The following is a 25,392-nucleotide window of genomic DNA, read 5'->3' on the forward strand; positions in this document are numbered from 1 at the left end:
GACACAACCGGCGTTAGGAGGCTTCCAAGTCCTTACTTCAGCTACCGTTTACCTGTTTGTTTCATGCACGGTTGCTGTGAAGCCCACTCACGATCCGATCGTGTCGTACGCATCCAACGCCGTTACCGCCCGATTGTGCACTTCGGCAACCAGTTCCGGCGGTCCGAGTACCCGAACGCCCTCACCGAACCCCAGAACCAACCGAGCCATCCACTCGAGTGTGCCGAAACTCATTGTTGCCTCGACGGAACCGTCATCGTTCACCTTCTGGACGTCCATCGGGTAGTAATCGAGCATCCAGACACAGTTCTGAGCAACGAACAACCGTGCTTCCGGCAGAGATCCGTCGCCGCTGAACAGCTCGAGACTGGAATCCTCGTCGAGCGCATGCGGCGGCGGATTGGAAGGCTCGTCGAGTTCGATTGCCGCATCGATCCGATCGAATCGGAACAACCGCACACCCTCGGCCTGTCGGCACCAACCCTGGAGGTAGCTGAAATTGTCGACCAACACGATCCGCACGGGATCCACCACCCGCTCGGACACCGCGTCCCGCGAAGCCGAATAGTAGGTCAGCTTCAGGGCGCGCCGATTCGCGAGCGCCGCCCGGACTGTCGCCGTCACCGGGTCTTCGGCGACGTCGACTTCCGGTTCGGCCTCCTGTCCGTTACCCGTTGCCCGCGCCGCTGCAGAGCCTGCCGCCGCTTCGATCTTGGCGATAGCGCGTTGCGCCGCGGACGGATCGACCATGCCCGGCATCTCCACCAGCGAGCGCAACGCAATGAGCAATGCGGTCGCTTCCGTCGATGTCAGCCGAAGGGGCCGATCGATACCGGCCGAGAACGTGACGTCGATGCTCTCTTCGGAAAACGACAGGTCGATCAGATCACCCGGCCCGTAACCGGGCAGTCCACATACCCACAACTGATTGAGGTCGTTCATCAACTGCGTAGTGCTGACACCGAGTTCGGCGGCGGCCTCGGCAGCGCTCATCCCAGGATTGGCGATGAAGAACGGAACAAGATTCAGCAACCGAGCAAGCCGCGACGACAGACGATTGTTCATCAGTGAGATTCCTTCTGCTCGGCAATGTCCGAGCGCGCCGCGGCACCCTGCAGTTTTGTGATCACGTCAGCCCGGAGATCCGGAGGATCGAGCACCAACGCGTCCGCTCCGTGTCCGGCTATCAACCTGGCAGTCCATTCCCACGAACGAACGGGGATCGACAAGACACTTCCCTCACGTTCGGTCAGCGTCCGCTCCGTCATCGACGACGCCAACCTGCGCAACTCGTGTGCGCGGTTCGCCGCCACCCAGACGGTTGCAGTGCCGGTGACGACGCCGGATCCGGTTACTCGGTCCACAACTTCGCGAAGATCGAGACCTTCTGGTTTATGTACCGCGCCGGCGGGGCCGAATTCGCGAACATCGTCACCGATGCGGGACAGGCGGAACGTCCGGACCGCGTCCCGATCGACATCGTGACCGACGAGGTACCACTTGCCGTTGTGCGTGACGACGCCCCACGGCTCCACTGTCCGCTCGATGAACGGTTCGTTGAGTGCGCCTCGGTGCTGAAAATGCACAGCCCGGCCAGCGTCGACCGCCGCGAGCAGTTTCCCGAGTGCCGGTTCGGAGCCGCGTGAGCGAGCCGGAATCGCGGTGATCGGCGCGGCAGTCACATCGGCATCGACCTGCACCCCAGCAGCACGCAATTTGAGCAACGCGCTCTGCGCGGCAGAAATCAGCTCCGGCGATTCCCACAATTGCACGGCGACGGCAACAGCCGCCGACTCTTCACTGGTCAGATCAACGTCGGGCAGCTCATAGGCGTTCCGGTTGATCCGATAACCCTCAACCGTCGAGAACCGCCCCGCCGGTCCTGTCTCCAACGGAACTCCGAGGTCACGAAGCTCGTTCTTGTCCCGTTCGAACATCCGGGAGAACGCCTCGTAGTTGGCGGAATCGCTGTAACCGGCTACTGAATCACGGATTTTCTCCGCAGTGAGGAACTGCCTGGTGGACAGCAAAGCAATCACCAAGTTCATCAACCGCTCGATTTTCGATGTCGCCACGCCGAAATCCTAGTGGCTCTGCGGTAGCCGACACGTCAGCGCGCTACATCGACGCGATAAGTCGCTCAACTCTCTCGTCGACCGAACGGAACGGGTCCTTGCACAGGACCGTTCGTTGAGCTTGATCGTTGAGCTTGAGATGCACCCAGTCGACGGTGAAGTCACGCCCCGCGGCCTGCGCTGCAGTGATGAAATCGCCGCGCAGTTTCGCGCGTGTCGTCTGCGGTGGGTTGTCGACGGCGTCATCGATAGTTTCGTCCTCCGTGACGCGCTTGACCAAGCCCTTACGCTGCAACACGTCGAATACGCCACGCCCGCGCTTGATGTCGTGATAGGCAAGATCGAGTTGCGCGATCTTCGGGTCCGACAGATCAAATCCGTGACGATCTTGATAGCGCTGGAACAACTTACGCTTGATCACCCAGTCGATTTCCGTGTCGACCTTCGCGAAATCCTGGGCTTCGACGGCGTCGAGCATGCGACCCCACAAATCCACCACTTGCTCGACCTGCGGATCCGGTTCCCGATTGCGCAGGTGCTCCACGGCCTTGGAGTGGTATTCACGCTGAATGTCGAGTGCGCTGGCCTGACGTCCGCCCGCCAATCGGACGGGCCGCTTTCCGGTGACGTCATGGCTGACTTCGCGGATGGCACGAATCGGATTATCGAGCGCGAAGTCGCGGAACGAGACGCCCGCCTCGATCATCTCGAGCACCAGAGCGGCGGAGCCGACCTTCAACATCGTGCTTGTCTCGGCCATATTGGAATCGCCGACGATGACGTGCAGTCGACGGTACTTCTCGGCATCGGCATGAGGTTCGTCGCGAGTGTTGATGATCGGACGCGACCGCGTGGTGGCCGACGAGACGCCCTCCCAGATGTGCTCAGCACGCTGGGAAAGGCAGAACGTGGCGGCCTTCGGAGTCTGCAGAACCTTCCCGGCACCGCAGATCAACTGCCGCGTCACCAGGAACGGCAACAGCACGTCGGAAATGCGGGAGAACTCGCCGGCACGCGCAACCAGGAAATTCTCGTGGCAACCGTACGAGTTTCCAGCCGAGTCGGTGTTGTTCTTGAAGAGGTAGATGTCGCCACCGATTCCCTCTTCGGCCAATCGTTCTTCCGCGTCGATGAGCAATTCCTCGAGTACTCGCTCGCCGGCTCGGTCATGGTTGACCAGTTGAATGAGGCTGTCGCATTCGGCAGTTGCGTACTCCGGATGAGAACCCACATCCAGGTACAGGCGCGCTCCGTTACGAAGAAAGACGTTGGAACTGCGACCCCATGACACGACACGACGGAAGAGGTAACGAGCAACCTCGTCGGGGCTCAGTCGCCTGTGCCCGTGAAAGGTGCAGGTAACGCCGAATTCCGTCTCGATTCCCATGATTCGTCTCTGCACACTTCGACAGTACAACCAGAATGCCCGCTTCACCCGTGTAGCCGAAGTGCTGTGTCATCACGACTCGACAACATCCCTTTTCGGCTATGTGTCGTTTCGGCATAGTCTGGCGGGGTGAGCTACCTCCGTCGAAAACTTGTCCGTACCGATGTCAAATGGATGGAAAGCACTGGCGCACTGAAGCCTTCCACGCTCGATTCAGTGATGCGGCGCCTCTCGCGGGCAGCTGACCACGGGGTCTTGTGGATGGTCATCGCCGGTGTCCTCGCCTTGATCGGGGGGAAACCGCGTCGCGCGGCGGCCCGCGGGATGCTCGCGTTGGCCGGATCGAGTGCGTTGGCCAACGGCGTGTTGAAACCACTGTTTCCCCGTCGACGCCCGCCCGTGCGCGCGTGGCTCAACCCCAAACGCGGAGTCGAGTTCCCCACGTCCTCGTCGTTCCCCTCCGGTCACAGCGCCTCCGCAGCTGCATTCACCACTGCGGTGGCCATGGAATCTCCGGCAACCGGCGCAGCACTCGCTCCGCTGGCAGCGGCCGTCGCCTATTCACGCGTACACAACGGAGTGCACTGGCCCTCTGACGTATTTGCTGGAATAGCCGTCGGAGGTGCTGTAGCGGCGGGCACCCGCAAGTGGTGGGCAGTACGTGACGAGGAACCCGCCGATCTTGGCCCCGAGTGCATAGTGCCTGCCCTGCCGGGCGGCGACGGTCTGGTTGTCTTCACCAACCCTGGGTCCGGCAGTGAGGACGATGGAATTGTGGATGCGATCCGCAGATCCCTACCGGCTGCGGTCATCGTCGAATTCGATCCGGACATTGATTTCGACAAGCAGATCGAAGCAAAGATTGGTGAGTCGAAACCACGAGCGGTGGGCGTATGCGGCGGCGACGGTACCGTCGTCACCGTCGCGGACGCGGCAACACGACACGACCTTCCCCTTGCAGTGTTCCCCGGTGGAACCCTCAATCACTTTGCCCGCGACGTCGGTGTCGCGGACGTCGAGGAAACGGTGACGGCAGTCGAGTCCGGACAGGCAGCGTTTGTCGATCATGCCGTGGTGACAACCGATAGCGGAGTTACCGCTCGGTTTCTCAACACGGCCAGTCTGGGCGGCTATCCGGATGCAGTGCGGCTACGCGAAAAGTGGGAGCCGCGATTCGGCAAGTGGCCGGCCGCCGGCGCGGCGATGATCCGTGTCCTTGCCGCCGCGGAACCGATGCGAGTCACCATCGATGGAACCGAAAACAACATCTGGATGCTCTTCGTCGGGAACGGGCGCTACTCCCCCGGCGATCAGGTACCGATGTCGCGGCCCGAACTCAACCGCGGACTTCTCGACGTCCGGTATCTGCGAGCAGACCGGAAATTCTCTCGCATCCGGCTCCTATTTGCCGCTGCGACAGGAACATTGGGCAGCTCACCGGTATATGTGCGGGAACTTGTCCCGGCACTGACCGTTCAGGTGAACGAAGAGTCCGTCGCGATTGCCACCGACGGAGAAGTCGTAGCCGACGCGCGCCGGTTCGATTTCGAAACCGAACCGGCCGCGGTTGCCGTCTACCGAATTACGAAAAACTGACAAAAAGCTGCTGCTACTGGGATGCGTCGCCGTTTGCCGGCGGCGCATCCTCGGGCTTGTCAGCCTTGCCCTGTGGCTCTACCGCCGGTGGCAGCATGGCTTCGAGGGCTGTGCCCGAGATCCGCTTGAACGCACGACGCGGACGGTTGTTGTCGAGAACTGCAACTTCGAGTGCCTCGACGGTGAGTACCCGAGGCTCGGCCTCAGTGGTCCCGGCAGGTGCCGGTCCACCCTTCTGCAGCGCGCCGACCGCGATTCGTACAGCGGACTCCAAATCGAGATCACGCTGATACGACTCGCGCATAGCGGTCACGATGGGCTCGGTGGTGCCGCCCATGACCACAAACTCCTGCTCGTCGGCAATCGAACCGTCGTACGTAATCCGATATAGCTGAGCCGGCGTACTGCTACCGAACCGACCGATTTCCGCGACACAGATCTCGACCTCGTACGGTTTGGGTTGCTCGGTGAAAATTGTGCCCAAAGTCTGGGCGTACGCATTGGCGAGCGAACGACCGGTGACGTCACGACGGTCGTACGAGTACCCACGCATGTCCGCATGGACAATGCCCGCACGACGCAGATTCTCGAATTCGTTGTACTTGCCGACGGCCGCGAAACCGAGACGGTCGTACAACTCGCTGACCTTGTGCAAAGCCGTCGACGGATTCTCCGCGACGAACAGAACACCGTCGCGATACGTCAGTACGACGACGCTTCGTCCCCGGGCAATTCCTTTGCGCGCCAATTCCGAACGATCGCGCATGATCTGTTCGGCTGATGCGTAATACGGCATCGTCATAGCGCAGAACCCCCTTCCGGATTACCGAGCGCCGTACGCGCCGCAACTATCTCCCTGGCGATCTCGGCTGCCCGCTCCGTGGACAGTTCCACGGCTCCTGCCGCGGTGATCGTGACTGCGGTCGGATAGATGCCCCGAGTGATGTCCGGCCCACCCGTCGCGGAATCGTCGTCGGCGGCGTCGTACAGAGCCTCTACTGCCAACCGCAATGCAGTGGCCTCGTCGATGCCCGGTGAATACAACTTCTTGAGCGCCGACTTCGCGAACAGCGAACCCGACCCGACAGCGTGGTAGCCGGCGCGCTCCTCGTACCGCCCACCGACGACGTCGTAGGACACGATCCGGCCTGCCGTCGTCGGGTCTGCCGCGTCGACGTCGTAACCGACCAAGAGCGGAACCACGGCGAGTCCCTGCATTGCAGCACCGAGATTGCCACGCACCATCGACGACAGGCGATTTGCCTTGCCGTCGAACGTCAGCGACACGCCTTCGATCTTCTCGTAATGCTCGAGTTCGACCGCGAACAGTCGCACCAGTTCGATCGCGATGCCGGCCGTTCCGGCAATACCCGCAGCCGAGTAGTCATCTGTGACGTACACCTTCTGCACGTCGCGGCTGGCGATGAGATTGCCCATGGTCGCCCGGCGATCCCCGGCAAGCAATACGCCACCGGCGTAACTGATCGCGACGATAGTGGTCCCGTGCGGAGCAACATCACCCCCGCCCATGGTTACACCTCCCGTGTCGGCGAATCGGTTCTGCGGAAGATGCTCCGGTGCATGCACTCGAAGATATTCCGAGAATGACGACAGATTGGAGCCGAAGCTCAACCGTGTGTCCCCGTCGGTTATCCGGGGCGCGCGATCCACCGTCACTGGCCGCCCTTCTGCACGTATGCGCGGACGAAGTCCTCGGCGTTCTCTTCCAGCACGTCGTCAATTTCGTCTAGTAGGTCGTCGGTTTCCGCAGCGAGCTTCTCGCGACGTTCCTGGCCGGCACTACCGTCGCCGCCAGTGGTGTCGTCGTCTTCGCCGCCACCGGCACGCTGCGTCTGTTCTTGAGCCATCGCCGTCGACCTCCTTGTGTGAAGGGAGCTCTCACGAGCATCCTGTTCTGCCCAGCAGTCTCGGTTACTGATCCGCTCGGACCTTTACCCTACCGAGCGAGACCGTCACGCGCCGGAAGACTCGGCGGCGATTAGGCACCGAAATCAATGTGTGAGCTGATCTACCAACTCCGCAGCGCTGTCCACCGAGTCGAGCAGAGCGCCCACATGAGCCTTACTGCCGCGCAGCGGTTCCAGAGTCGGTATCCGGATCAACGATTCACCACCGAGATCGAAGATCACCGAGTCCCAGCTGGCAGCGGCGATATCGCCACCGAATCGGCGTAGGCATTCACCACGGAAATACGCGCGCGTGTCGGTCGGCGGATTGGACACCGCGTCGAGCACCTGCTGCTCGGTGACCAGTCGTTCCATCGATCCGCGGGCAACCAACCGGTTGTACAGACCCTTGTCCAAACGAACGTCGGAATACTGCAGATCCACCAAATGCAGACGCGGGGCAGACCACGCAAGACCTTCACGGTTGCGGAAACCTTCGAGCAGGCGCAGCTTTGCCGGCCAGTCGAGGATATGTGCACAGTCCATCGGATCGCGTTCGAGAAGATCGAGAACCATGGCCCACTTGGACACGATGTCGTCGGCACGCGGATCCCGATCGGTTTCCCGGTCGAGGAACTTCGCGACACGCTCGAGGTAAATACGTTGCAGCGCAAGCCCGGTCAATTCGCGACCGTTGGACAGTGCGACGGTGTTGCGCAGGGTCGGATCGTGGCTGATGTGGTGAACCGCTGTGACGGGGCGAGCCAACTGCAGATCCGTCAGGTCGACGCCCGCTTCGATCAGATCGAGAACGAGCGCCGTGGTCCCCACCTTGAGGTACGTAGACATCTCGGCAAGGTTCGCGTCACCGATGATGACGTGCAGGCGGCGGTACTTGTCGGCGTCGGCGTGCGGTTCGTCGCGGGTGTTGATGATTCCGCGTTTGAGAGTCGTCTCGAGACCGACCTCGACCTCGATGTAATCGGCTCGCTGCGACAGCTGGAAACCGGCTTCGTCCCCGGACTGGCCGATGCCGACGCGGCCGGAACCGCAAATGACCTGGCGCGATGCAAAGAAGGGCGTCAAGCCCGCAACGATGTCCGTGAACGGGGTTGCACGGGAGCACAGGTAATTCTCGTGAGTGCCGTAGGACGCGCCCTTGCCGTCGACGTTGTTCTTGTACAGCTGCAGGCGCGGCGCGCCGGGAACACTCGAGGCATGGCGAGCGGCTGCTTCCATGACCCGTTCGCCGGCCTTGTCCCAGATCACGGCATCGAGCGGATCGGCTACTTCAGGTGCCGAATACTCGGGATGCGCGTGATCGACGTACAAACGGGCGCCATTGGTGAGAATCATGTTTGCCGCGCCGATCTCGTCGGCGTCGATCACCGGAGCCGGCCCGCTCAGGCGGCCGAGGTCGAAACCTCGCGCATCACGGAGGGGCGATTCCACCTCATAGTCCCAGCGTGTGCGCCTTGCCCGGGGCACACCCGCAGCGGCGGCGTACGCCAGCACCGCCTGGGTGGATGTGAGTATCGGATTTGCCGAAGGCTCACTGGGTGAAGATATTCCGTACTCGACCTCGACACCGATAATCCGCTGCATAGGTTCGAGACTATGCGATCGAGCGTCGACACTTGCAGTGGTGGCACAGTAGGAGGAATGCAGCATCCACCTGACACCGACACAAAAAGATCAGATGAGGTTGTTGCCGTATACGACCAGTTCGGTAATCCGATCGGCCAGGCGCCTCGTAGCCTCGTCTATCGGGACGGTCTCTGGCACGCCAGTTCAGGAGTTCTCGTGCGCTCCACGGACGGGCAGCGCGTCTATGTTCATCGCCGAACTACGAGCAAAGCTGTCTTCGGTGGCCATCACGATTGCATCGCCGGTGGTGTCGTCGACCCCGGTGAGTCGCCCCTCGACACGGCAATTCGTGAAGTCGGTGAAGAACTCGGAATCTTCGGTACCGAGGATGCTCCGTTAGTGCTGACGGAAATCGCCAGAACCTCGTGGGACGGAGAATGGGGCGGACACGCGTTGCGATGCCACTTGTTTGCCTTCGAACTCCGTTACGACGGTCCCGTCATGCATCAGCCGAGCGAGATCTCCGACGGATGGTGGTGGACCCAGGCTGAGCTGGACGCGCACCTGTTGGACCCCACGTGGCCGTTCGTCCCTGATACCCGAGTGTTGCTGGCCGACTATCGATGGAGCCAACTCAGCGGCGAATGATCGGGATCAGTTTCTGGCCTCTCAGTACCGTGGACAACCTCACGAAATACCTTGTCGCCGTTGATGACGGTGAGGCACTCGTCCACGCGGTGCAGACCTCGGCGTGCTCGTCGACGGCCAGTTCGAGGCTCAATAACATTCCCGCTCGCGCTATATGGTCTTGTGCGACGACGATTGCCAGGCTCCGCTGAATGCTCACAACCTGGCGCACAGCGGGTTCGTCCGTGGCGGTCACCGGCCGAGCGTGTCGGTCAGGACGGTGCTCCACGATTGTACGAGGTACTGCGCCAGAGCCTTTTTGGACGGAAAATGGTGACACAGGGCGCCCTTCGAGTTACCGGTTCCGGCGCGGATCTCATTGATGCCTGCGGCGGCGTACGCGAAAATGTCAGTCGCAGGAAGAAATCGCACCTACACCCCGCTCCGCGGTTCTGACACAATGGTTATCGTGGCCTACCTGGTCAAACCTGGACATCGCGCGCCGCCGGTGAGTTCACCCGTGCCGGTTGACACTGCGCTTCCCCGGGTGTGCGTCATCGGTGCCGGATCATCGGGTATTGCCGCCGCCAAAGCGTTGTATACCGCAGGCATTCCGTTCGATTGCTTCGAAAAAGGCAAGATGATCGGCGGCAACTGGGTCTACGACAACCCCAACGGCCAGTCCGCCTGCTATGAAACGTTGGAAATCAACACCTCCTGTCCACGCATGGCGTACTCCGATTTCGCGATGCCACCCGACTACCCGCCGTACGCGCGGCACGATCAGGTCCGCGCCTACTTCGAGTCTTACGTCGACCATTTCGGGTTCCGCCACACCATCACCTTCGACACCACCGTCGAGAACGTCCGACGCGAGCAGGCCGGCACCTGGTCGGTGCGCACCAACGGTCCCACCGGTGAACACACGAAAACCTACGACGCCGTCCTGGTTGCCAACGGGCACCACTGGGACGCGCGCTGGCCAGAACCCACCTATCCCGGCACCTTCAGTGGAACGCAGATCCATGCTCACGACTACCGCAATGTGGACCAGCTCGCCGACCGCGACGTGGTCGTCGTCGGTATGGGAAACTCGGCACTCGACATCGCCGTCGAAGCATCGAAAGTTGCTCGCAGCACCACTTTGTCCGTGCGGCGCAGCCAGTGGGTACTGCGCAAGATGCTCTTCGGCAGGGCCGCCGACCAGGTCGCACTGCCAGGATGGATGCCATGGTGGGTTACCGGAGCCAGATTGCGGCTCGGCGCCGTTGCCTCAGGCAGCCTCACCCGCTACGGCCTGCCCCGGCCATCGCATAAGCCGAGGCAGTCGCACCCGGTACAATCCGAGCAATTACGCGCACGACTCGATGCCGGCGCGATCATCCCACGCCCGGGCATCGACCGATTCGACGGCGACACAGTAGTTTTCACCGACGGACACAGCACGCGAGCCGACCTGATCGTCTGGGCCATCGGCTACCGGGTCAGTTTCCCGTTCCTGGATCCGAATCTGATTCGCGCCCGCGACAACGATCTTCCGCTGTGGAAGCGGACCGTGCACCCGGACCTTCCGGGGCTGTACTTCATCGGACTCCTACAACCGGTCGGCGCGGTCATGCCACTCGCAGAGGCGCAATGTGCCTGGATCGTGGACATCCTCACCGGCCGATATCTTCCGCCGTCCGACGCCCGGATCCGTAAGCAGATGGCAACCGAACACAACCGCAACAAAAAACAGTTCTACACCTCCCCGCGGCACACTATGGAGGTCGACTTCGACCGCTACCTGTGGGACCTCACCCGCGAACGCAAACGAGGTGAGCGCCGCGCCCACGCCCTGCATTGATTGCCCGTACGCGTGCGGGGAAATGACGATTGGTCGCCACAATTGTCCTGGACACAGAATCTGTTGTCATACAGCCTGATACGAGGTCATCACTGACGATCCTTGTCACCGTCCCTCAGCAGGACTGGGGTGAGGCACGATCACCAACCTCTACCGACGATAAACGGCGCGGCGTCCGTGGTTGTTAGGCGGCAGGACTGTCACAGATCGTCGACGTCCAGCGTCTTCATGTTGAACCACCAATGACAGGAGACGATTATGACCAGCACAACTCGCATTCCGCGGACCGAGATCAAGGGCATCTACGGAGAGTTGATCAAGATGGTGATGCGCAAGATGATCGGTCGAGTACCGGAAAGCGCCGAGACGCTGTGGAATCACCCTGCCGTCTTCAAAGACATGATGAAGTTCGGCGGCAGGACCGAGAAGTGGGACAAGCTCGACCGCAACCTGGCGACTTTCGCCACCATGGCCGCGGCCGCCGAGATCGGCTGCAGCTTCTGCCTGGACTTCGGCTACTTCACGGCCCACAACAAAGGCCTTGACGAGGCCAAGGCGCGCGAAATACCGAGATGGCGGGAATCTGATGTGTTTACCCCGCTCGAGCGACAGGTTCTGGAGTATGCCGAGGCCATGTGCCAGACCTCGCCGACCGTCACTGACGAGATGTCGGCTGCGCTGCGCGAAGAGCTGGGGACGCCGGCGCTCATTGAGCTGACCGCCAAGGTCGCCTTCATGAACCTCTCCGCCCGGTCCAACGTCGCACTTGGTATCCACTCAGAGGAGTACGCCACATCGTGTGGTCTGCGGCCGCTCGCGGCCCCGAAGCCGTAGTCTCACCTCATGAGTGGAGATCCGTTCATCACCCACCGCCGACTTCTCTTCACAGTCGCGTACGAGATGCTCGGGTCCGCAGCCGACGCCGAGGACGTGGTGCAGGAGGCCTGGCTGAAGTGGACCAACGTCGACCAGGCCGATGTCCGGGACCCGCGAGCCTTCTTGGTCCGAATCGTCACCCGGAAGGCGCTCGACCAGTTGCGGGTGCTGTCAAGGCGGCGCGAGGAATACGTCGGACCGTGGTTGCCCGAGCCATTGCTGACCACTCCCGATGTGGCCGAGGACGTCGAGTTGGCAGACAGCCTGTCCACAGCGGTGCTGCTCGTACTCGAGACGCTGACACCGACCCAGCGGGCTGTGTTCGTGCTGCACGAGGTGTTCGACGTGGGGTACGACGAGCTCGCGAAGGCAGTGGGCAAGAGTCCCACCGCCGTACGCCAGATCGCCCACCGCGCCCGAGAACGGGTCGCCGCGCGGCGGCCACGCGGGATCATCTCCCCCGCCGACACACGGAAGGCCCTGATAGCGCTCCAGGGGGCGATAGCGACTGGCGACCTCCACGACCTGGTCGACATACTCGCGCCTGACGTCGTGGTCTTGGGTGACGGTGGCGGCATCAAGCAAGCTCTGCCGCGGCCGGTGTCGGGGGCAGACAAGGTAGCTCGACTGTTTGCTGCCGGTCTGGCCGGCTGGGGTGCCGGTATGATCGCCGAACTGGCCGATGTGAACGGCGGACCCGCGCTGATCATTTGGTTGGACGGAGAATTTGACAGCGTGGTCTCAATGCGCGTCGAAGACGGCCTGGTCAGCGGGATCTACACCGTCCGGAATCCCGAGAAGCTCTCCCGGATGGTGCAGGAGGCCGCAGTCAGTCGCTGACGCAAGCCTTTTCGCGGATCGTTTCGTTCAAAGCCGACGATCGAGTCCTGCCCCATCATGTCGACTTCGGGCACCGAGAGGTAGGCGGATCCGCCACGGCCACCGTTGACCCCTGTTGCTTTTCCCATGAGCTCCGCGAACATCGTGGTCAGTGGGGCGTCGCGATAGCTGGCCTGCTGACGAATCCACACTGAAACCAACGGTTTTGGTTTCGCAGTGACGAGAACGTGGAGGAATGGATCTCCACCGGTGGTGTAGTCACTATGACACACTCCAACTCAGTCACTGTATATACAGCTCATGACGATCGAGGGTTCGCCGATGCAATCGCTGCCGGAATCAGCGTCGGGGCTCACTTCGCGCCACAGACTGCGGACATGAGTCTGTTGGCGCATCACACCAACGATCACGGCAGACCACTTGTTCTCGTGCCACCCGGGGGCGTCGAGTGGTTGGTGAAGGAGCTCTCCGCGCTCAAGGGATCGATCATGGTCGGCGATCTCAGTAGCGGCCACTCCATGATTCGGGGGCTCGTGGCCGGTGCCCACACAGCACTCAACTCGCAACTACCGTTCGCATCGCTGCTCGATGAGCTGCAGACCGCGCTCAACTCCGATTACGTTGAGCCTGCACGCGACAACTCCTCGCTCGTGCAACGCATCCTGTTGCGCACAGAAGAATCCGCACGGATCGCCAGTCTCACCAATCGTGAGTTCGAAATCGTGGGACTTCTCTATGGCGGTGTGAACGTCGATTCGATTGCTCGAAGCGCCCACATTGCGCCGACCACGGTTCGCGCCCACATACGAAGCATCTTGCAGAAGCTGCAGGTGCACTCTCAGTTGGAGGCCTGCGCTGTGCTCCGCCGCTCTGGTCACGACGCACGCAGGCACCCAATGGAACTTCGGATCGGACGCTTCTAGCTGGCAGTGCCCCCGGACACACTTCCTGCGATAGGTGCGCTCCCTGATCGAACTCGAATTCCGCAAAGATCGTCAATTTTGACGATTCGACGACGTGTCCGGACGTCGATGATTAGGTCCTGCACGACACCAGAGACACGCGTGAACATCGAAAGGCGCCTCCAATCAATGGAATACACAAGCACAGTGCCACGCCATCTTGTCCACAGACATGCTGTTGCCGAGGTTTTCTTGACGGACTACCGGATCGAATCGGACTCGACGTACCACGTTGCAGTTCAGCTCCCGGTCTCGCATCGGATATTCGACGCATCATGCGAGCAACACGATCCCCTCGGGGTGGCAGAAGCATTTCGACAGGCAGTGGTGCTTCTCTGCCACACCCGATACGACATTCCACTGCACTACAAGTTCCTCATGGAGACATTCAGTTTCGAGATGTTGGATGCATTCGACGTGCAACCAGCAGCGGAGCCACTGACATTCTGTATAACAGTGGACAACCTCACTCACCGTGACGGAGCCGTCTCGGGCGTCGAAGTGACTGGGGTTCTCAGAGAGGGCACCCGTCACGTAGCCAGATGCAACGCCGTTGCGCGAGGAGCCAGTCCCGAGGGCTACCGTCGAATTCGACAAGGACGAGAAGACTACTGCCCGCGCCAGCGCATCCTTCCCTCCGGAACCGCGGTTATCGGATCAGAACGAGTCGGACGTTCGAACAATCGGGACGTGCTCATCAGCACTGATGCTGCTCGGCAAACGGTGTTCTGCACCCCCGATCCCCGCAACCACTCCCTTTTCGACCACCCCGTCGACCACATCCCCGGAATGATCCTTTTCGAGGCCGCTCGACAAGCCGTGCGATACCGTACCGGCGACCCGGCAACACAAATCGCTACACTGTCAGCGGGCTTTCCAAGGTTCACTGAATGGGAAACGCCGTGCCACGTGTCAACAACCTCCCTCGACGCGTCAGGCAACGTGCACCGCGTTCGGTTCACTCAAGATCAGCAGACCACCGCGGAACTTGAACTTACAATTGCGGACGCGTCATGAGGCGGCATGAACATGTTCGTCTCGTCTCGTCGTCCACGTCAAAGGCTCAGTGGTTCCCATTCCCTCGGTGCAAGCGCCGCCAACTGCATGACGTGAGTCAACTTGTCCTCGCGGACAATCGTCGGCAACACCAAGCTCCACATCTGACTCAACCGCTCGTACAGGTCGGTTCTACCAGTCAGCATTTCCGAGAGAATCTGCACTCCGGTGAACGACCCCACGACGAATCGAGCCAGCGCGTCGATATCGGTGCCCGGGACGATATCGCCGACTTCAGCCGCTTGGGTTGCCAGCTGCTTGATAGCCTCGATCCAATCGAGGTACGGCTGTTCGATGGGGCCTCGAATACTGCCGATCTCCATCGTCAAACGCATGCCACCTCGCGCGATGGGCTCGGTCACAAGCTGTCGAGCCATCTCCTGAGAGACGAGCACCAGCGTTTCGACCGCGATGTCGGAATGCGCAGCAACCTGCCGGGTACCGTCCATCGCCATGCCATGCTGGGCAGCGATGACCGCGTGCGCAAGCTCCTCCTTCGACGCGAAATGAAAATACATCGCACCCTTGGACACGCCCCCGTGCTGCAAGATCGTGCTCAGACTTGCGGAGTACCCGAACTTTTCAAAGCTCTTCGCAGCACCCAAAATGACGGCCTGGCGTGTGAGGACCGCACGCTCCTGCATTATCTACCCAGCTCTCGTTGCCGACGGAATGTATCTCAACGATACGTCGAAAGGCCCGGTTGCCTCGCGCTCGACACGGACACACCGTGACAACTCTGGTACTCGGGACCACTGGTTTCATCGGCTCGGCGGTGATGAACCAGCTGGTTTCCCAGAACGAAAACACCGCAATAGGTTTCGTTCGCACGGACAGCGCAGCCCAACAACTCAGCCGCAACGGAATTGCCGCCTCGATCGGCGAGATCAACGACAGCGCTTCCCTACGAGCTGCAATGAGTCAGGCGTCCACCGTCATCTGTTGCGTGTCGTACGTGGGCACCGATGAACAACAGTGCATTCACGTGAACCAACACGGCATACGCAATGTTGCGTCGATCGCAACCGCCGTCGGCGTCGAACGGTTGCTCTACGTCAGCACCGCGGCCGTCTACGGGCCAGGCCCGTTTCGAGACTTACCGGTCAACGGCGCACCTCTCAGACCCCTTTCACCAGCCAGTCGCACGCGCGCCCTCGCCGAGAAGTTCGTGCGCGACGCGGGGGGCCTGGTCATCCGGCCCCACCTCGTATACGGACCCGGCGACAGATGGTTTCTTCCGACTCTGATGCGAATCGTCTCCCGACTCGACTCGATCATCGACGATGGAAACGCGGTCCTGTCAGTAGTCGATGTAGACCTACTCGCCCGATCTATCTACACACTGTCGACCGAACGGCAATTTCGCTACGGCTCAACACTTCACGTCAACGAGCCTGTACCACGGAAAGTCATCGACCTGCTCGAGCGTCACACGCAGGAAACCAACTGGACTCTGCCCCGGAACTCCATCGCCCGCGCCGACGCACTGAAAGTGGCTCCCCAACTGGGCCTCAACAGACGGCACATAGACATGATAAGCCTCGATCGCTGGTATCGGTCGCGACTGTACTGATGACGCAAGGTTCGTTCTCGCCAAAAGTACTGCCTCCCAAGCATTTCATCTCCCTATCGGGCTCGCTTTGGGAGACGCGAAGACGGTATGTACAACGACATTCAAACTGCCCACAATCCCGCCGAGGTTCTCACATTCCTCAAGAACGCAGGATTCACCGATGTGACACACCTGCAGGGCTGTGTCATCGTCAGGGCACACCAGTCTGTGTGCGGCCGAGGTCGGTTAGCGGAATCCGTGGATTCCGCTAACTGGAGCAGGGTCCGTCACCACATACAATCCGCATGCAGCGCTCAACCGCCCAAACCACTTGCGGGGCTACGGGACCGGGAAGGTGCCAAGACCTGCTTTGACCGGAATCCGGTAAGCCTCGGATGCCCTCCCGAAACACTGCGGTTTGACGCCGGATTACCCAGCTTGATCGAATGAGCCATGACTTCGTCGTACATCGACCTACGCTCGGACACCGTCACCAGACCTGACGCAGAGATGCGTAAGGCGATGGCCGACGCAGAGGTCGGCGACGACGTCCTCGATCACGACCCGACTATGGCTGCGCTCGAAGAAGAAGTGGCGCACACTCTGGGGCTTCCGGCGGCACTATGGGTGCCGAGCGGATCGATGGGCAACCTGATTGCGCTGATGCTGCACCTTCGTCGCGGCGATCAGTTCCTGGCGCCGGAGCATTCTCACGTGTTGGGCTCGGAGTTGGGCACCGCAGCCTGGCTCGCCCAGGGGATGCCGATGGCACTGCCGCACGACGGTGGACCCGGACGCCCGAGCCCCGAGACCGTCGTAAGAGCGGCAGGCTCCCCCGGACCGTACTTCACGTTGAACACCACACTGCTCTGTCTCGAAAACACTCACAACTTCGCCGGCGGCGCCGTTATGAATCCCGCCGAGTGGGCGACGCTGGTCCACGCGGCGCGATCACGAGGCTTGAAGATTCACCTCGACGGCGCCCGCCTCTGGAATGCCGCTGCTGCACTGGATATTTCACCCGCCAAACTCACTTCCGGTGCCGACACCGTGCAGGTGTGCTTGAGCAAGGGACTTGGCGCGCCGGTCGGCTCGATTCTGGCCGCATCACCCGAATTGATCACCGAAGCCCGAAGGATCCGCAAGATGCTCGGGGGTGGCGTTCGTCAGGGCGGCGTGCTTGCCGCCGCCGGAATCGTTGCGCTTCGCTCACAAGGTCGACTGTCGGACGATCACGACAATGCGCAGCGGCTCGCGTCGGGGCTTCGTGAGCGCGGTTGGGATGTCGACGAACCTGCCACCAACATTGTTCTCGCCACCACCGCCGATCCATCGGCCACGGTTGCTCAGCTCGCCACTGTTGGCGTCGGCGCGGTGACCGTTGCCGGGAAGGTGCGGTTCGTGACACATCGAGACGTGAGCACTGCAGACATCGACGCGGTTCTGTCCAGAGTAACCTTCTGATCCGCGTTAAAGTTTTCGGTGCAAGGTGCTGCGAGCGAGCAACATTCAATTCGGCCGAGAAGCGACCGATGAACGCTCGTCATACCGATCGCATCGCCCAACACGTCGCGTCGATCGATGTACTGCGTCCCGACGGATCCGGCGGGACCCGGGTGGCCGTCGAACTCGACTGATGCCAACGCGTAGGTCAGCTACCGTCCGCGATCATTGCACTCCTGCTGCAATAGCACTCACACCGTCGCTGGCCGAACCTCTGATCCGTACACGTAAAATTCATTCTTCTGGACTGCCCGACTGGAACGCGCTGAGATCGTTTCTGCGGGTTTGGGTGTGCGTTAAGACCATCGACAAACGAACTCACGAACGGACCCTACTCGGCGGCATCATCCTCATCGGTGTCAACGCGGCCGCCATGGCCAACGTCCTGCACCTCGTCGCCGACGCCGTCCTAAGCAGTGGGCACGACGTCGCGGCCTACGAGTTCGGCATCAGTAATGCCAACGGGGCTTTGCCCCGCTCCACCGTTTAGAGGTCGCTCGTCTCGTCACCATCGACGGGTGGCTGATCAGCGAGATCGGTCAGGGCGCCAGGTAGCTGGGACTAACCCTCCATGGGCCGGCTGGTCAGTCAGCCGCTGCGGACGCGATCCCCGCCATGCTGAAGCACGTCATCCAAAATGTCAGGAGGTATCGTCAAGCACGTATTACCGCGTCGTGCTGTGAACAATCAAACTACCGCACCGAATTAACCGTCGAGGAACTGGCGAGCGACGGTACGTTCAGCGCACAGTGCGACTACGTCGACAGAGAGCTTCTATGCGGAGGTAATCCAATCGCTGCGTGTGTGGGTTCCCGCGGCTCCCAAAGCTTCTGATCTCCAGCGCGACGAACAAGTCGACGACGAAGGTTAGAGCCGTCACAGTCCTGAATTCTCTGCACCAGCGCCCGAGGTCGGGTTCGATCGTGCATATTTGCACACAACCAGCGCCGAGATGTCACATCCAGTCATTTTCGACGCGGTTGTGTGCAACCAGAACCGCATCGGCATGCGCTCGAATACACAATCGGGCCGACACTCGTGAAGAGTGCCGGCCCGATTGCAGTGGGACGCCCTACAGGTATTGGCCTGTGTTCGACTCGGTGTCGATGGCGCGGCTTGCACTGGCGTTCTTGCCCGTGACGAGGGTGCGAATGTAGACGATCCGCTCCCCCTTCTTGCCGGAAATACGTGCCCAGTCATCAGGATTGGTGGTGTTGGGCAGATCCTCGTTCTCGGCGAACTCGTCGACGATGGAATCGAAGAGATGCTGCACGCGCAAGCCGGGAGCACCGGTGTCGAGCACCGACTTGATGGCGTACTTCTTCGCGCGGTCGACGATGTTCTGGATCATTGCACCGGAGTTGAAGTCCTTGAAGAACAAGACCTCCTTGTCACCGTTTGCATAGGTGACTTCGAGGAAACGGTTCTCCTCACTCTCCGCGTACATGCGATCCACAACACGAACGATCATTGCCTTGAGGCATGCCGCGCGATCCCCACCGAACTCGGCGAGGTCGTCGGCATTGATCGGTAGACCGTCCACGAGGTACTTCGAGAAGATGTCCTGCGCGGATTCGGCGTCGGGACGCTCGATCTTGATCTTCACGTCCAGACGGCCCGGCCGCAGAATGGCAGGGTCGATCATGTCCTCGCGGTTGGACGCACCGATCACGATGACATTCTCGAGACCCTCGACGCCGTCGATCTCACTGAGCAACTGCGGAACCACTGTTGTCTCCACATCGGAGGAGACACCGGAACCACGGGTGCGGAAGATCGAGTCCATCTCGTCGAAGAACACAATGACCGGGGTGCCTTCGGACGCCTTCTCACGCGCACGCTGGAAGATCATCCGGATGTGGCGTTCGGTTTCGCCGACGAACTTGTTGAGGAGCTCGGGGCCCTTGATGTTGAGGAAGTAGGACTTTGCGTCCTTGCTGTCCTGTCCGCGGGCTTCGGCAATCTTCTTCGCCAACGAGTTGGCCACCGCCTTCGCGATGAGTGTCTTACCGCAACCTGGCGGGCCGTAGAGCAGAACACCCTTCGGCGGACGCAGTGAGTACTCGTGGAACAGGTCCTTGTGGAGGAACGGCAATTCGACGGCGTCCCGGATCTGTTCGATCTGCCGACCGAGCCCACCGATGTCGTCGTAATGTACGTCCGGGACCTCTTCGAGGACCAGGTCCTCGACCTCGGCCTTGGGAATACGCTCGAACGCATATCCGGCTTTGGCATCGACCAGCAAGGAGTCGCCTGGTCGCAGCTTCCTGGTTGGGGAATCTGCGTCGTAGGCGATGATGTCGGCCTGGGGATCTGCGAATACCGCTGCCAGGGGCGCGGCAAGCCACACGATGCGCTCTTCGTCGGCGTGCCCGACTACGAGCGCCCGCAAGCCGTCGTCGAGTACCTCACGCAAGGTGCTGATCTCGCCGACCTGCTCGTAGCCTCCGGCTTCGACGATCGTGAGAGCCTCGTTGAGTCGCACTGTCTGACCCTGAGTAAGCGTGTCGGTGTCGATATTCGGTGAACACGTCAGACGCATCTTGCGGCCGGAGGTGAACACGTCGACCGTCTTGTCCTTGTGAACGGCAAGCAGCACGCCGTAGCCACTCGGCGGTTGACCGAGTCTGTCGACCTCTTCACGCAGAGCGATCAGTTGCTGACGGGCCTCTTTGAGGGTGTCCATCAACTTGCCGTTTCGGATGGCGAGCGAGTCCACTTTCGACTCCAACTCCCGCACTTGTTCCGGCGACTGCGCGAGTTGACGCCGCAGCACCTGCAATTCCACTCGTAACGCGTGAAGCTCTTCTGCTGCCGCAACCGAATCCGGGTTTTCTGTCGAGCTCATATGCGTCTCCTCCCAGTGCGATAGATCAACGCTACCGGCATCGCGGCTCAAGTGTCGCCAGACACGGTGCGCGAGTTCGATTTCACAGCACTGACAGCGACGCCGAGACCGTTCCTGAACCAAAAGTAAGCCATGTTAGCCTTGCCTACAATGTCGAGACAGCGCCTGTCTCCCCCCAACGAAAGGTCACGCTGTGATCATCCGCAAGACTCTTGTCAGCGCCTGTGCCGTCGCCGCTGTTCTCGCTCTCGGAGCATGCAGCTCGGACGACAGCTCCGATTCGTCGGCCACCTCCACCTCCGTTGCTGCCTCGTCGAGCGCTTCCGCCGCGTCCAGCGCGACGACGTCCGCTGCTGCGGCCGCAGCAGCCCCGACGGCCGACGAGCTGAATGCACAGCTGGTCGCGCTCATCGATCCGGCGAAGCCGATCGATGAGAAGACAGCGCTGGTCGTCGACGGAACCAACCGTCAGGCCAACATCGAGACGATGGGCGCCGCTCTGGGCGGGAACCCCGCGTACCAGATCACTTTCACCGTCGAGAACGTCAAGGTAGACGGCCAGACGGCCACTGCTGATGTTGCAGTGGTGAGCCCGCACGGCGCAATGCCTGCCGCTCCGTGGACGTGGGAGCTCGAAGACGGCACCTGGAAGCTGTCCGACACCTCCGCATGCGTGCTCCTGGAAATGGGACGCGCTTCCTGCGCCGGATAATTCCTCCGGAAAAGAACGAGCGGCGATCCGAGAGTTTCTCGGGTCGCCGCTCGTTTTTCGAGTCAGTGGCTACTTGGCTGCAGTGTTCGAGCCCTTGCCGGCACGGCGCTGGGGCTTCGGGGTCACGGTGCCCTCGGCCAGTCGACGCGCACTGATCAGGAACGCGGTGTGCCCCTGCATGCGATGCTCCGGACGAACGGCCAATCCGACCACGTGCCAGCCGCGCACGATGGATTCCCACGAGCGCGGTTCGGTCCAGCATTCCTGCTCACGCATCGCTTCGACCACCTTGGACAGCTGGGTTACCGTCGCGACGTACACGATCAGGACGCCGCCGGGAACCAAGGCCTTGGACACGGCCGGCAGAACATCCCACGGCGCCAGCATGTCGAGAACCACGCGGTCGACCTTGCCGCCGTGTGCGTCCGGATCGAACTCCGCGAGATCCGCGATGGTCAGTTCCCAGTTCGGCGGACGCTCACCGAAGAAGGTCTCGACGTTGCGAACCGCATGTTCGGCATGATCGTCGCGCACCTCGTACGAGATGACTTTGCCCTCGGGCCCGACCGCGCGAAGCAGTGAACACGTCAGTGCGCCGGAACCGGCACCCGCTTCGAGAACCCGGGCACCGGGGAACACATCGCCTTCGTGGACGATCTGCGCCGCATCCTTCGGGTAGATCACCTGCGCACCGCGCGGCATCGAGAGCACGTAGTCGACCAGCAGGGGACGCAAAGCCAGGTACGGCGTCCCGTTGACGGACTTGACGACGCTGCCCTCTTCCGCGCCGATGAGATCGTTGTGCACGATCCCGCCCTTGTGCGTGTGGTACTCGCGGTTCGCCTCGAGCACGATTGTGTAATGCCGACCCTTGCCGTCGGTCAGCTGGACGCGGTCGCCGACGCGGAACGGACCGGTGGGGCGCTTTCCGGGAGCTGTTACCTCAACCTCAGTGGTTGCCCCGGTTTCGACTTTTTCAGCGGCGAGTTCCGGTTCGGTGACGGCAGACTGCGCAACCTCATCCAACTCGGTCGTGATTTCTTCGGGTTGCGTATCGTTCACCATGCGTGAGTAATCCCTGTTCGTTTTGCTCCGGCGTCCTCGCCACCGGCCCCGACGGAGTTGTCGGGCCAAGCGTCTAGCCTGCCAGGTGTGAGCTCTGTAGAACTGCCAACCCCCTCCTTAACGGGTGAAACATCACACGATCGTCCGCGCAGTCGGCCGGCTCTGTCACCTTCTCGTGCGGGCGACTACAAACAGTGCCCGCTTCTCTATCGCTTCCGAGCAATCGATCGAATCCCGGAAACACCCACAAGAGCGCAGGTCAGAGGTACCGTCGTCCATGCTGCCTTGGAAGCGTTGTTCGCGTTACCCACTGCGCAACGCGTTCCGGATCGGGCAGCGGAGCTGGTTCTCCCCGCCTGGGAACGGGTGAGCACCGACTCCCCCGACGCGGCAAATTTGATTCCTGACGAGGATCTCGACGGGTTTCTCTCCGAAGTGAGCAAGCTGGTTCAGACCTACTACACCCTCGAAGATCCGACACGATTCGACGCGCAGGCCTGCGAGGTCTATGTCGAAACGGAACTCGAGAACGGCGTTCGACTTCGAGGATTTGTCGATCGCATCGACGTGGCGCCGACTGGCGAAGTACGCGTCGTCGATTACAAGACCGGCAAGGCTCCGCGGGAATTCACCGAGTCCAAGGCGCTGTTCCAGATGAAGTTCTACGCACTGGTCCTGTTGCGCACCCGCGAGATCGTTCCCGCTCAACTCAAGCTGATCTACCTGGCGTCGGGGTCGATTCTCACGTACACCCCCGATCACGACGAACTGGTGCGTTTCGAGCGGACATTGTCCGCTATCTGGAAGGCAATCCTGGCGGCAGGTGCCAGCGGAGACTTCCGACCGAAGCCTGGCAAACTGTGCGACTGGTGCGATCACAAGGCCCTGTGCCCCTCGTTCGGCGGCACACCACCGCCGTATCCCGGGTGGCCGGACTTGCAAGGCGCAGAAGTTGTTGCGGCAAAGGAGAATACGTAATGGCAGACACTTCGTACTACCAGTTCTTGGGCGCTACCGCGGAAGGTCACGAACGTTTCGCGACCACGCAGGCCACGGTCAGCATCTGGGGTCCGACGCTCCAACACGGCGCTCCCCCGTCTGCACTGTTGGTGCGCGCCCTCGAGCGTTGCGGTGCCCGCGAGGGAACTCGACTGACCCGGGTGGTCGTCGAAATTCTCGGACCGATCCCGATTGCGGACATCGAGGTTCGCTCGTGGATCGAACGACCCGGTCGCAGAATCGAATTGATCGTGGCCGAATTGTGGGCTACCGGACCCGACGGATCCCCCCGCGCGGTGGCGCGCGGCACGGCGTGGCGCATGGAAACCGCAGACACCACCGATGTGGTCCATGTGGTGGACCCGCCACTGGAGTCCCGCGACACCGGCACACCGGGAATGCTGGGTGGTATGTGGAACATCGGATACCTCGAGACTCTCGAGTGGTCCTGGATTGCCGAAATCGGTTGCGAGGGAACTGGAAAGGTATGGGCGCGGCCCAAGCCCGCATTGGTCGAAGGTGAAGAGATGACAGCCCTCGAGCGGCTGTTTGCCATCGCCGATATCTCCAACGGCGTCGGAGCCAAACTCGACCCAGCACACTGGACGTTCCTCAACACCGACCTGACCGTGCACATCTTCCGCAACCCGGAAGGTGAATGGGTCGGTGTTTCCGCCGAAACCACCACCGGCCCCGATGGCATCGGCATGTGCGCCGGAGTCCTTTACGACGAGCAGGGTGCAGTCGGACGCATTGCCCAGACCTTGCAGATCCGCGCCCGGTCCTGATTTCCGAGACCGAAGACGTTTCCACGAGTCGTCGATCTATGCCTGGCGACTTCGACGGCCACACAAAACAGGGGACCGACGACGCCGGCAAGACGTCTACGACAAGGTCGACGCTTACACTTGAATCGTACATGTAAACGTTGCGATGCGGTAACCAACTGGTCGGTAACCTGGCGACGTCAGCCCCCTACGCCAGGGTCGAGGCGTCGCAAAGCGGGGTGTCACGCGAGTGCAGCGGCAGCGAGACGTTCGAGTGAGTATTCGGTGACAGTGATCAACGCCCGTACCGCGGACGCACGCTCTCGGGCATCAATCTCGATCATCGGAACTTGATCGGATAATGCGAGCGCCTGACGAAGATCCTGTGCCGAGTGAATCGGGGCGCCGTCGAAACGGTTGACTGCCACGATGAACGGCAAACCGCGTGCTTCGAAGAAGTCGACAGCGGCAAAGCTGTCTTCGAGGCGGCGTGTGTCGATGAGGATGATCGCCCCGATGGCGCCGGTGATGAGGTCGTCCCACATGAACCAGAATCGACGCTGGCCGGGTGTTCCGAATAGATAGAGAACGAGGTCGTCGGCGAGTGTGATGCGGCCGAAATCCATTGCGACTGTTGTGGTGTCCTTCTTCGGTGTCGCGCCGAGATGATCGATACCGTCACTGGCGTCGGTCACCATTGCTTCGGTTCGCAATGGAACGATTTCGGAGACCGTCCCGACAAGAGTGGTCTTTCCGACGCCGAATCCGCCGGCGATCACGATTTTTGTCGATGTGACACGAGACGACGCGTCAGAGTGCCCGAAGTCCACGGAGGGTCCTTTCGATCAGGTCGAGGCGTTCGACCGCAGTCGCATCGCTTCGCAGAGTGGCTTGTACTTCCAATGCCCCGGCGACAACAAGATCTGCCACCAGCACCCGAGCCACCCCGATCGGAACACCAAGGTATGCACCGATTTCCGCAATCGAGATTCGTTGCCCACACAGCGCGACAATCGACGCGCGGATGTCCTCGGGTGCAAGGTTTTGGGCGATGACATCCTCTACCGTTGCGACGATCGCTTCGAGCGGAAGGTCGATGGACGGCTTCGTCCTGCCTTCGGTGAGTGCATACGAGCGAACGAGACTCGGTTCGGGATCAATGTGCTCGGAGTGATGATGGGGCATCG

The 25,392-nt window shown here is 61.2% G+C and carries 27 protein-coding genes; 13 read left to right on the plus strand and 14 right to left on the minus strand.

The annotated features are described in order from the left end of the window. Positions 1-87: 87 nt before the first annotated feature. From ACFRFQ_RS09420 to pafA, 3 genes are read right to left on the minus strand one after another with little or no spacing between them, the layout of a single operon-like run. Positions 88-1,065, minus strand: coding sequence for a helix-turn-helix transcriptional regulator (locus ACFRFQ_RS09420; RefSeq protein ID WP_378656034.1), 978 nt, complete (start codon positions 1,063-1,065; stop codon positions 88-90). Further along, positions 1,065-2,075: a YafY family protein gene (locus ACFRFQ_RS09425; RefSeq protein ID WP_138868669.1), complete on the minus strand. Its 1,011-nt coding sequence runs from the start codon at positions 2,073-2,075 to the stop codon at positions 1,065-1,067. Before ACFRFQ_RS09425 ends, ACFRFQ_RS09420 begins: the two co-directional genes overlap by 1 nt. A 43-nt stretch (positions 2,076-2,118) precedes the next feature. Next, positions 2,119-3,477 carry a Pup--protein ligase gene (gene pafA, locus ACFRFQ_RS09430; RefSeq protein ID WP_185993216.1) on the minus strand — a complete coding sequence of 453 codons (1,359 nt, stop codon included), beginning with the start codon at positions 3,475-3,477 and terminating at the stop codon, positions 2,119-2,121. Between the two features lie 159 nt (positions 3,478-3,636). Here pafA and ACFRFQ_RS09435 point away from each other — a divergent pair, with 159 nt between their 5' ends. After that, entirely contained in the window at positions 3,637-5,058 is a 1,422-nt protein-coding gene (locus ACFRFQ_RS09435) for a bifunctional phosphatase PAP2/diacylglycerol kinase family protein (RefSeq protein WP_378656326.1), read from the plus strand. Between the two features lie 13 nt (positions 5,059-5,071). Here the strand turns inward: ACFRFQ_RS09435 and prcA are convergent, their stop codons facing one another. From prcA to dop, 4 genes are all read right to left on the minus strand, one after another. Beyond that, entirely contained in the window at positions 5,072-5,860 is a 789-nt protein-coding gene (gene prcA / locus ACFRFQ_RS09440; protein ID WP_378656039.1) for a proteasome subunit alpha, read from the minus strand. After that, positions 5,857-6,735, minus strand: coding sequence for a proteasome subunit beta (gene prcB / locus ACFRFQ_RS09445; protein WP_378656041.1), 879 nt, complete (start codon positions 6,733-6,735; stop codon positions 5,857-5,859). Before prcB ends, prcA begins: the two co-directional genes overlap by 4 nt. Next, complete coding sequence (locus ACFRFQ_RS09450) at positions 6,732-6,926, minus strand: ubiquitin-like protein Pup (protein ID WP_033231954.1); 195 nt, start codon at positions 6,924-6,926, stop codon at positions 6,732-6,734. The genes prcB and ACFRFQ_RS09450 overlap by 4 nt, the downstream gene beginning before the upstream one ends. 144 nt (positions 6,927-7,070) lie before the next feature. After that, on the minus strand, positions 7,071-8,570 hold the full coding sequence (dop, locus tag ACFRFQ_RS09455) for a depupylase/deamidase Dop (RefSeq protein ID WP_378656044.1): 1,500 nt from the start codon (positions 8,568-8,570) through the stop codon (positions 7,071-7,073). Positions 8,571-8,627: 57 nt separating this feature from the next. On the opposite strand from dop, the gene ACFRFQ_RS09460 reads away from it, so the two are divergent. Then, positions 8,628-9,200 (plus strand): NUDIX domain-containing protein, encoded by a 573-nt coding sequence (locus tag ACFRFQ_RS09460; RefSeq protein ID WP_378656047.1) that lies wholly within the window; start codon positions 8,628-8,630, stop codon positions 9,198-9,200. Here the strand turns inward: ACFRFQ_RS09460 and ACFRFQ_RS09465 are convergent. Both ACFRFQ_RS09465 and ACFRFQ_RS09470 read right to left on the minus strand, forming a co-directional pair. Beyond that, entirely contained in the window at positions 9,187-9,435 is a 249-nt protein-coding gene (locus tag ACFRFQ_RS09465) for a hypothetical protein (protein ID WP_378656050.1), read from the minus strand. The two genes, ACFRFQ_RS09460 and ACFRFQ_RS09465, sit on opposite strands and share 14 nt — an antisense overlap. Further along, positions 9,432-9,611 carry a TetR family transcriptional regulator gene (locus tag ACFRFQ_RS09470; RefSeq protein ID WP_378656053.1) on the minus strand — a complete coding sequence of 60 codons (180 nt, stop codon included), beginning with the start codon at positions 9,609-9,611 and terminating at the stop codon, positions 9,432-9,434. The genes ACFRFQ_RS09465 and ACFRFQ_RS09470 overlap by 4 nt, the downstream gene beginning before the upstream one ends. Before the next feature lie 37 nt (positions 9,612-9,648). On the opposite strand from ACFRFQ_RS09470, the gene ACFRFQ_RS09475 reads away from it, so the two are divergent. The 5 genes from ACFRFQ_RS09475 (at position 9,649) to ACFRFQ_RS09495 (ending at position 14,720) form a co-directional block, all read left to right on the plus strand. Continuing rightward, positions 9,649-11,025 carry a flavin-containing monooxygenase gene (locus ACFRFQ_RS09475; protein ID WP_378656056.1) on the plus strand — a complete coding sequence of 459 codons (1,377 nt, stop codon included), beginning with the start codon at positions 9,649-9,651 and terminating at the stop codon, positions 11,023-11,025. Positions 11,026-11,283: 258 nt separating this feature from the next. Next, positions 11,284-11,859, plus strand: coding sequence for a carboxymuconolactone decarboxylase family protein (locus ACFRFQ_RS09480; RefSeq protein ID WP_378656059.1), 576 nt, complete (start codon positions 11,284-11,286; stop codon positions 11,857-11,859). 9 nt (positions 11,860-11,868) lie between these two features. Continuing rightward, the gene (locus ACFRFQ_RS09485; protein ID WP_378656062.1) at positions 11,869-12,741 is read left to right on the plus strand and encodes an RNA polymerase sigma-70 factor; all 873 of its coding nucleotides are present in this window, start codon (positions 11,869-11,871) and stop codon (positions 12,739-12,741) included. 377 nt (positions 12,742-13,118) lie between these two features. Next, positions 13,119-13,664 (plus strand): LuxR C-terminal-related transcriptional regulator, encoded by a 546-nt coding sequence (locus tag ACFRFQ_RS09490; RefSeq protein WP_378656064.1) that lies wholly within the window; start codon positions 13,119-13,121, stop codon positions 13,662-13,664. 186 nt (positions 13,665-13,850) lie between these two features. Then, the gene (locus ACFRFQ_RS09495) at positions 13,851-14,720 is read left to right on the plus strand and encodes a ScbA/BarX family gamma-butyrolactone biosynthesis protein (protein WP_378656066.1); all 870 of its coding nucleotides are present in this window, start codon (positions 13,851-13,853) and stop codon (positions 14,718-14,720) included. Between the two features lie 38 nt (positions 14,721-14,758). Here the strand turns inward: ACFRFQ_RS09495 and ACFRFQ_RS09500 are convergent, their stop codons facing one another. Then, positions 14,759-15,403: a ScbR family autoregulator-binding transcription factor gene (locus ACFRFQ_RS09500; RefSeq protein WP_378656068.1), complete on the minus strand. Its 645-nt coding sequence runs from the start codon at positions 15,401-15,403 to the stop codon at positions 14,759-14,761. Positions 15,404-15,489: 86 nt separating this feature from the next. Between ACFRFQ_RS09500 and ACFRFQ_RS09505 the strand changes: the two genes are divergently transcribed. The 3 genes from ACFRFQ_RS09505 to ACFRFQ_RS09515 all read left to right on the plus strand — a co-directional run bounded on the left by ACFRFQ_RS09505 (position 15,490) and on the right by ACFRFQ_RS09515 (position 18,304). Further along, a complete protein-coding gene (locus ACFRFQ_RS09505) occupies positions 15,490-16,332 on the plus strand; it encodes an NAD-dependent epimerase/dehydratase family protein (protein WP_378656071.1) in 843 nt (280 codons plus the stop codon). A gap of 432 nt (positions 16,333-16,764) precedes the next feature. Next, positions 16,765-17,775, plus strand: coding sequence for a threonine aldolase family protein (locus ACFRFQ_RS09510; RefSeq protein WP_378656073.1), 1,011 nt, complete (start codon positions 16,765-16,767; stop codon positions 17,773-17,775). Positions 17,776-18,103: 328 nt separating this feature from the next. Continuing rightward, the gene (locus tag ACFRFQ_RS09515) at positions 18,104-18,304 is read left to right on the plus strand and encodes a hypothetical protein (protein ID WP_378656075.1); all 201 of its coding nucleotides are present in this window, start codon (positions 18,104-18,106) and stop codon (positions 18,302-18,304) included. A gap of 582 nt (positions 18,305-18,886) precedes the next feature. Here ACFRFQ_RS09515 and arc read toward each other — a convergent pair. Further along, a complete protein-coding gene (gene arc / locus ACFRFQ_RS09520; RefSeq protein WP_378656078.1) occupies positions 18,887-20,662 on the minus strand; it encodes a proteasome ATPase in 1,776 nt (591 codons plus the stop codon). Positions 20,663-20,855: 193 nt separating this feature from the next. Between arc and ACFRFQ_RS09525 the strand changes: the two genes are divergently transcribed. Further along, positions 20,856-21,374 (plus strand): hypothetical protein, encoded by a 519-nt coding sequence (locus ACFRFQ_RS09525; RefSeq protein ID WP_378656081.1) that lies wholly within the window; start codon positions 20,856-20,858, stop codon positions 21,372-21,374. Positions 21,375-21,443: 69 nt separating this feature from the next. Here ACFRFQ_RS09525 and ACFRFQ_RS09530 read toward each other — a convergent pair whose 3' ends face one another. Next, entirely contained in the window at positions 21,444-22,439 is a 996-nt protein-coding gene (locus ACFRFQ_RS09530; RefSeq protein WP_378656083.1) for a tRNA (adenine-N1)-methyltransferase, read from the minus strand. 87 nt (positions 22,440-22,526) lie between these two features. Between ACFRFQ_RS09530 and ACFRFQ_RS09535 the strand changes: the two genes are divergently transcribed. Together ACFRFQ_RS09535 and ACFRFQ_RS09540 are read left to right on the plus strand one after the other, a co-directional pair. Further along, a complete protein-coding gene (locus tag ACFRFQ_RS09535) occupies positions 22,527-23,417 on the plus strand; it encodes a RecB family exonuclease (RefSeq protein WP_378656086.1) in 891 nt (296 codons plus the stop codon). Then, positions 23,417-24,226 (plus strand): thioesterase family protein, encoded by an 810-nt coding sequence (locus ACFRFQ_RS09540; RefSeq protein ID WP_378656089.1) that lies wholly within the window; start codon positions 23,417-23,419, stop codon positions 24,224-24,226. The genes ACFRFQ_RS09535 and ACFRFQ_RS09540 overlap by 1 nt, the downstream gene beginning before the upstream one ends. Before the next feature lie 221 nt (positions 24,227-24,447). Here the strand turns inward: ACFRFQ_RS09540 and ACFRFQ_RS09545 are convergent, their stop codons facing one another. Beyond that, on the minus strand, positions 24,448-25,035 hold the full coding sequence (locus tag ACFRFQ_RS09545) for an ATP/GTP-binding protein (protein ID WP_378656091.1): 588 nt from the start codon (positions 25,033-25,035) through the stop codon (positions 24,448-24,450). Next, on the minus strand, positions 25,016-25,390 hold the full coding sequence (locus tag ACFRFQ_RS09550; protein WP_378656094.1) for a DUF742 domain-containing protein: 375 nt from the start codon (positions 25,388-25,390) through the stop codon (positions 25,016-25,018). Before ACFRFQ_RS09550 ends, ACFRFQ_RS09545 begins: the two co-directional genes overlap by 20 nt. Between the last annotated feature and the right edge of the window lie 2 nt (positions 25,391-25,392).

Source organism: Rhodococcus sp. NPDC056743 (assembly GCF_042790355.1).
GTDB lineage: Bacteria > Actinomycetota > Actinomycetes > Mycobacteriales > Mycobacteriaceae > Rhodococcus_F.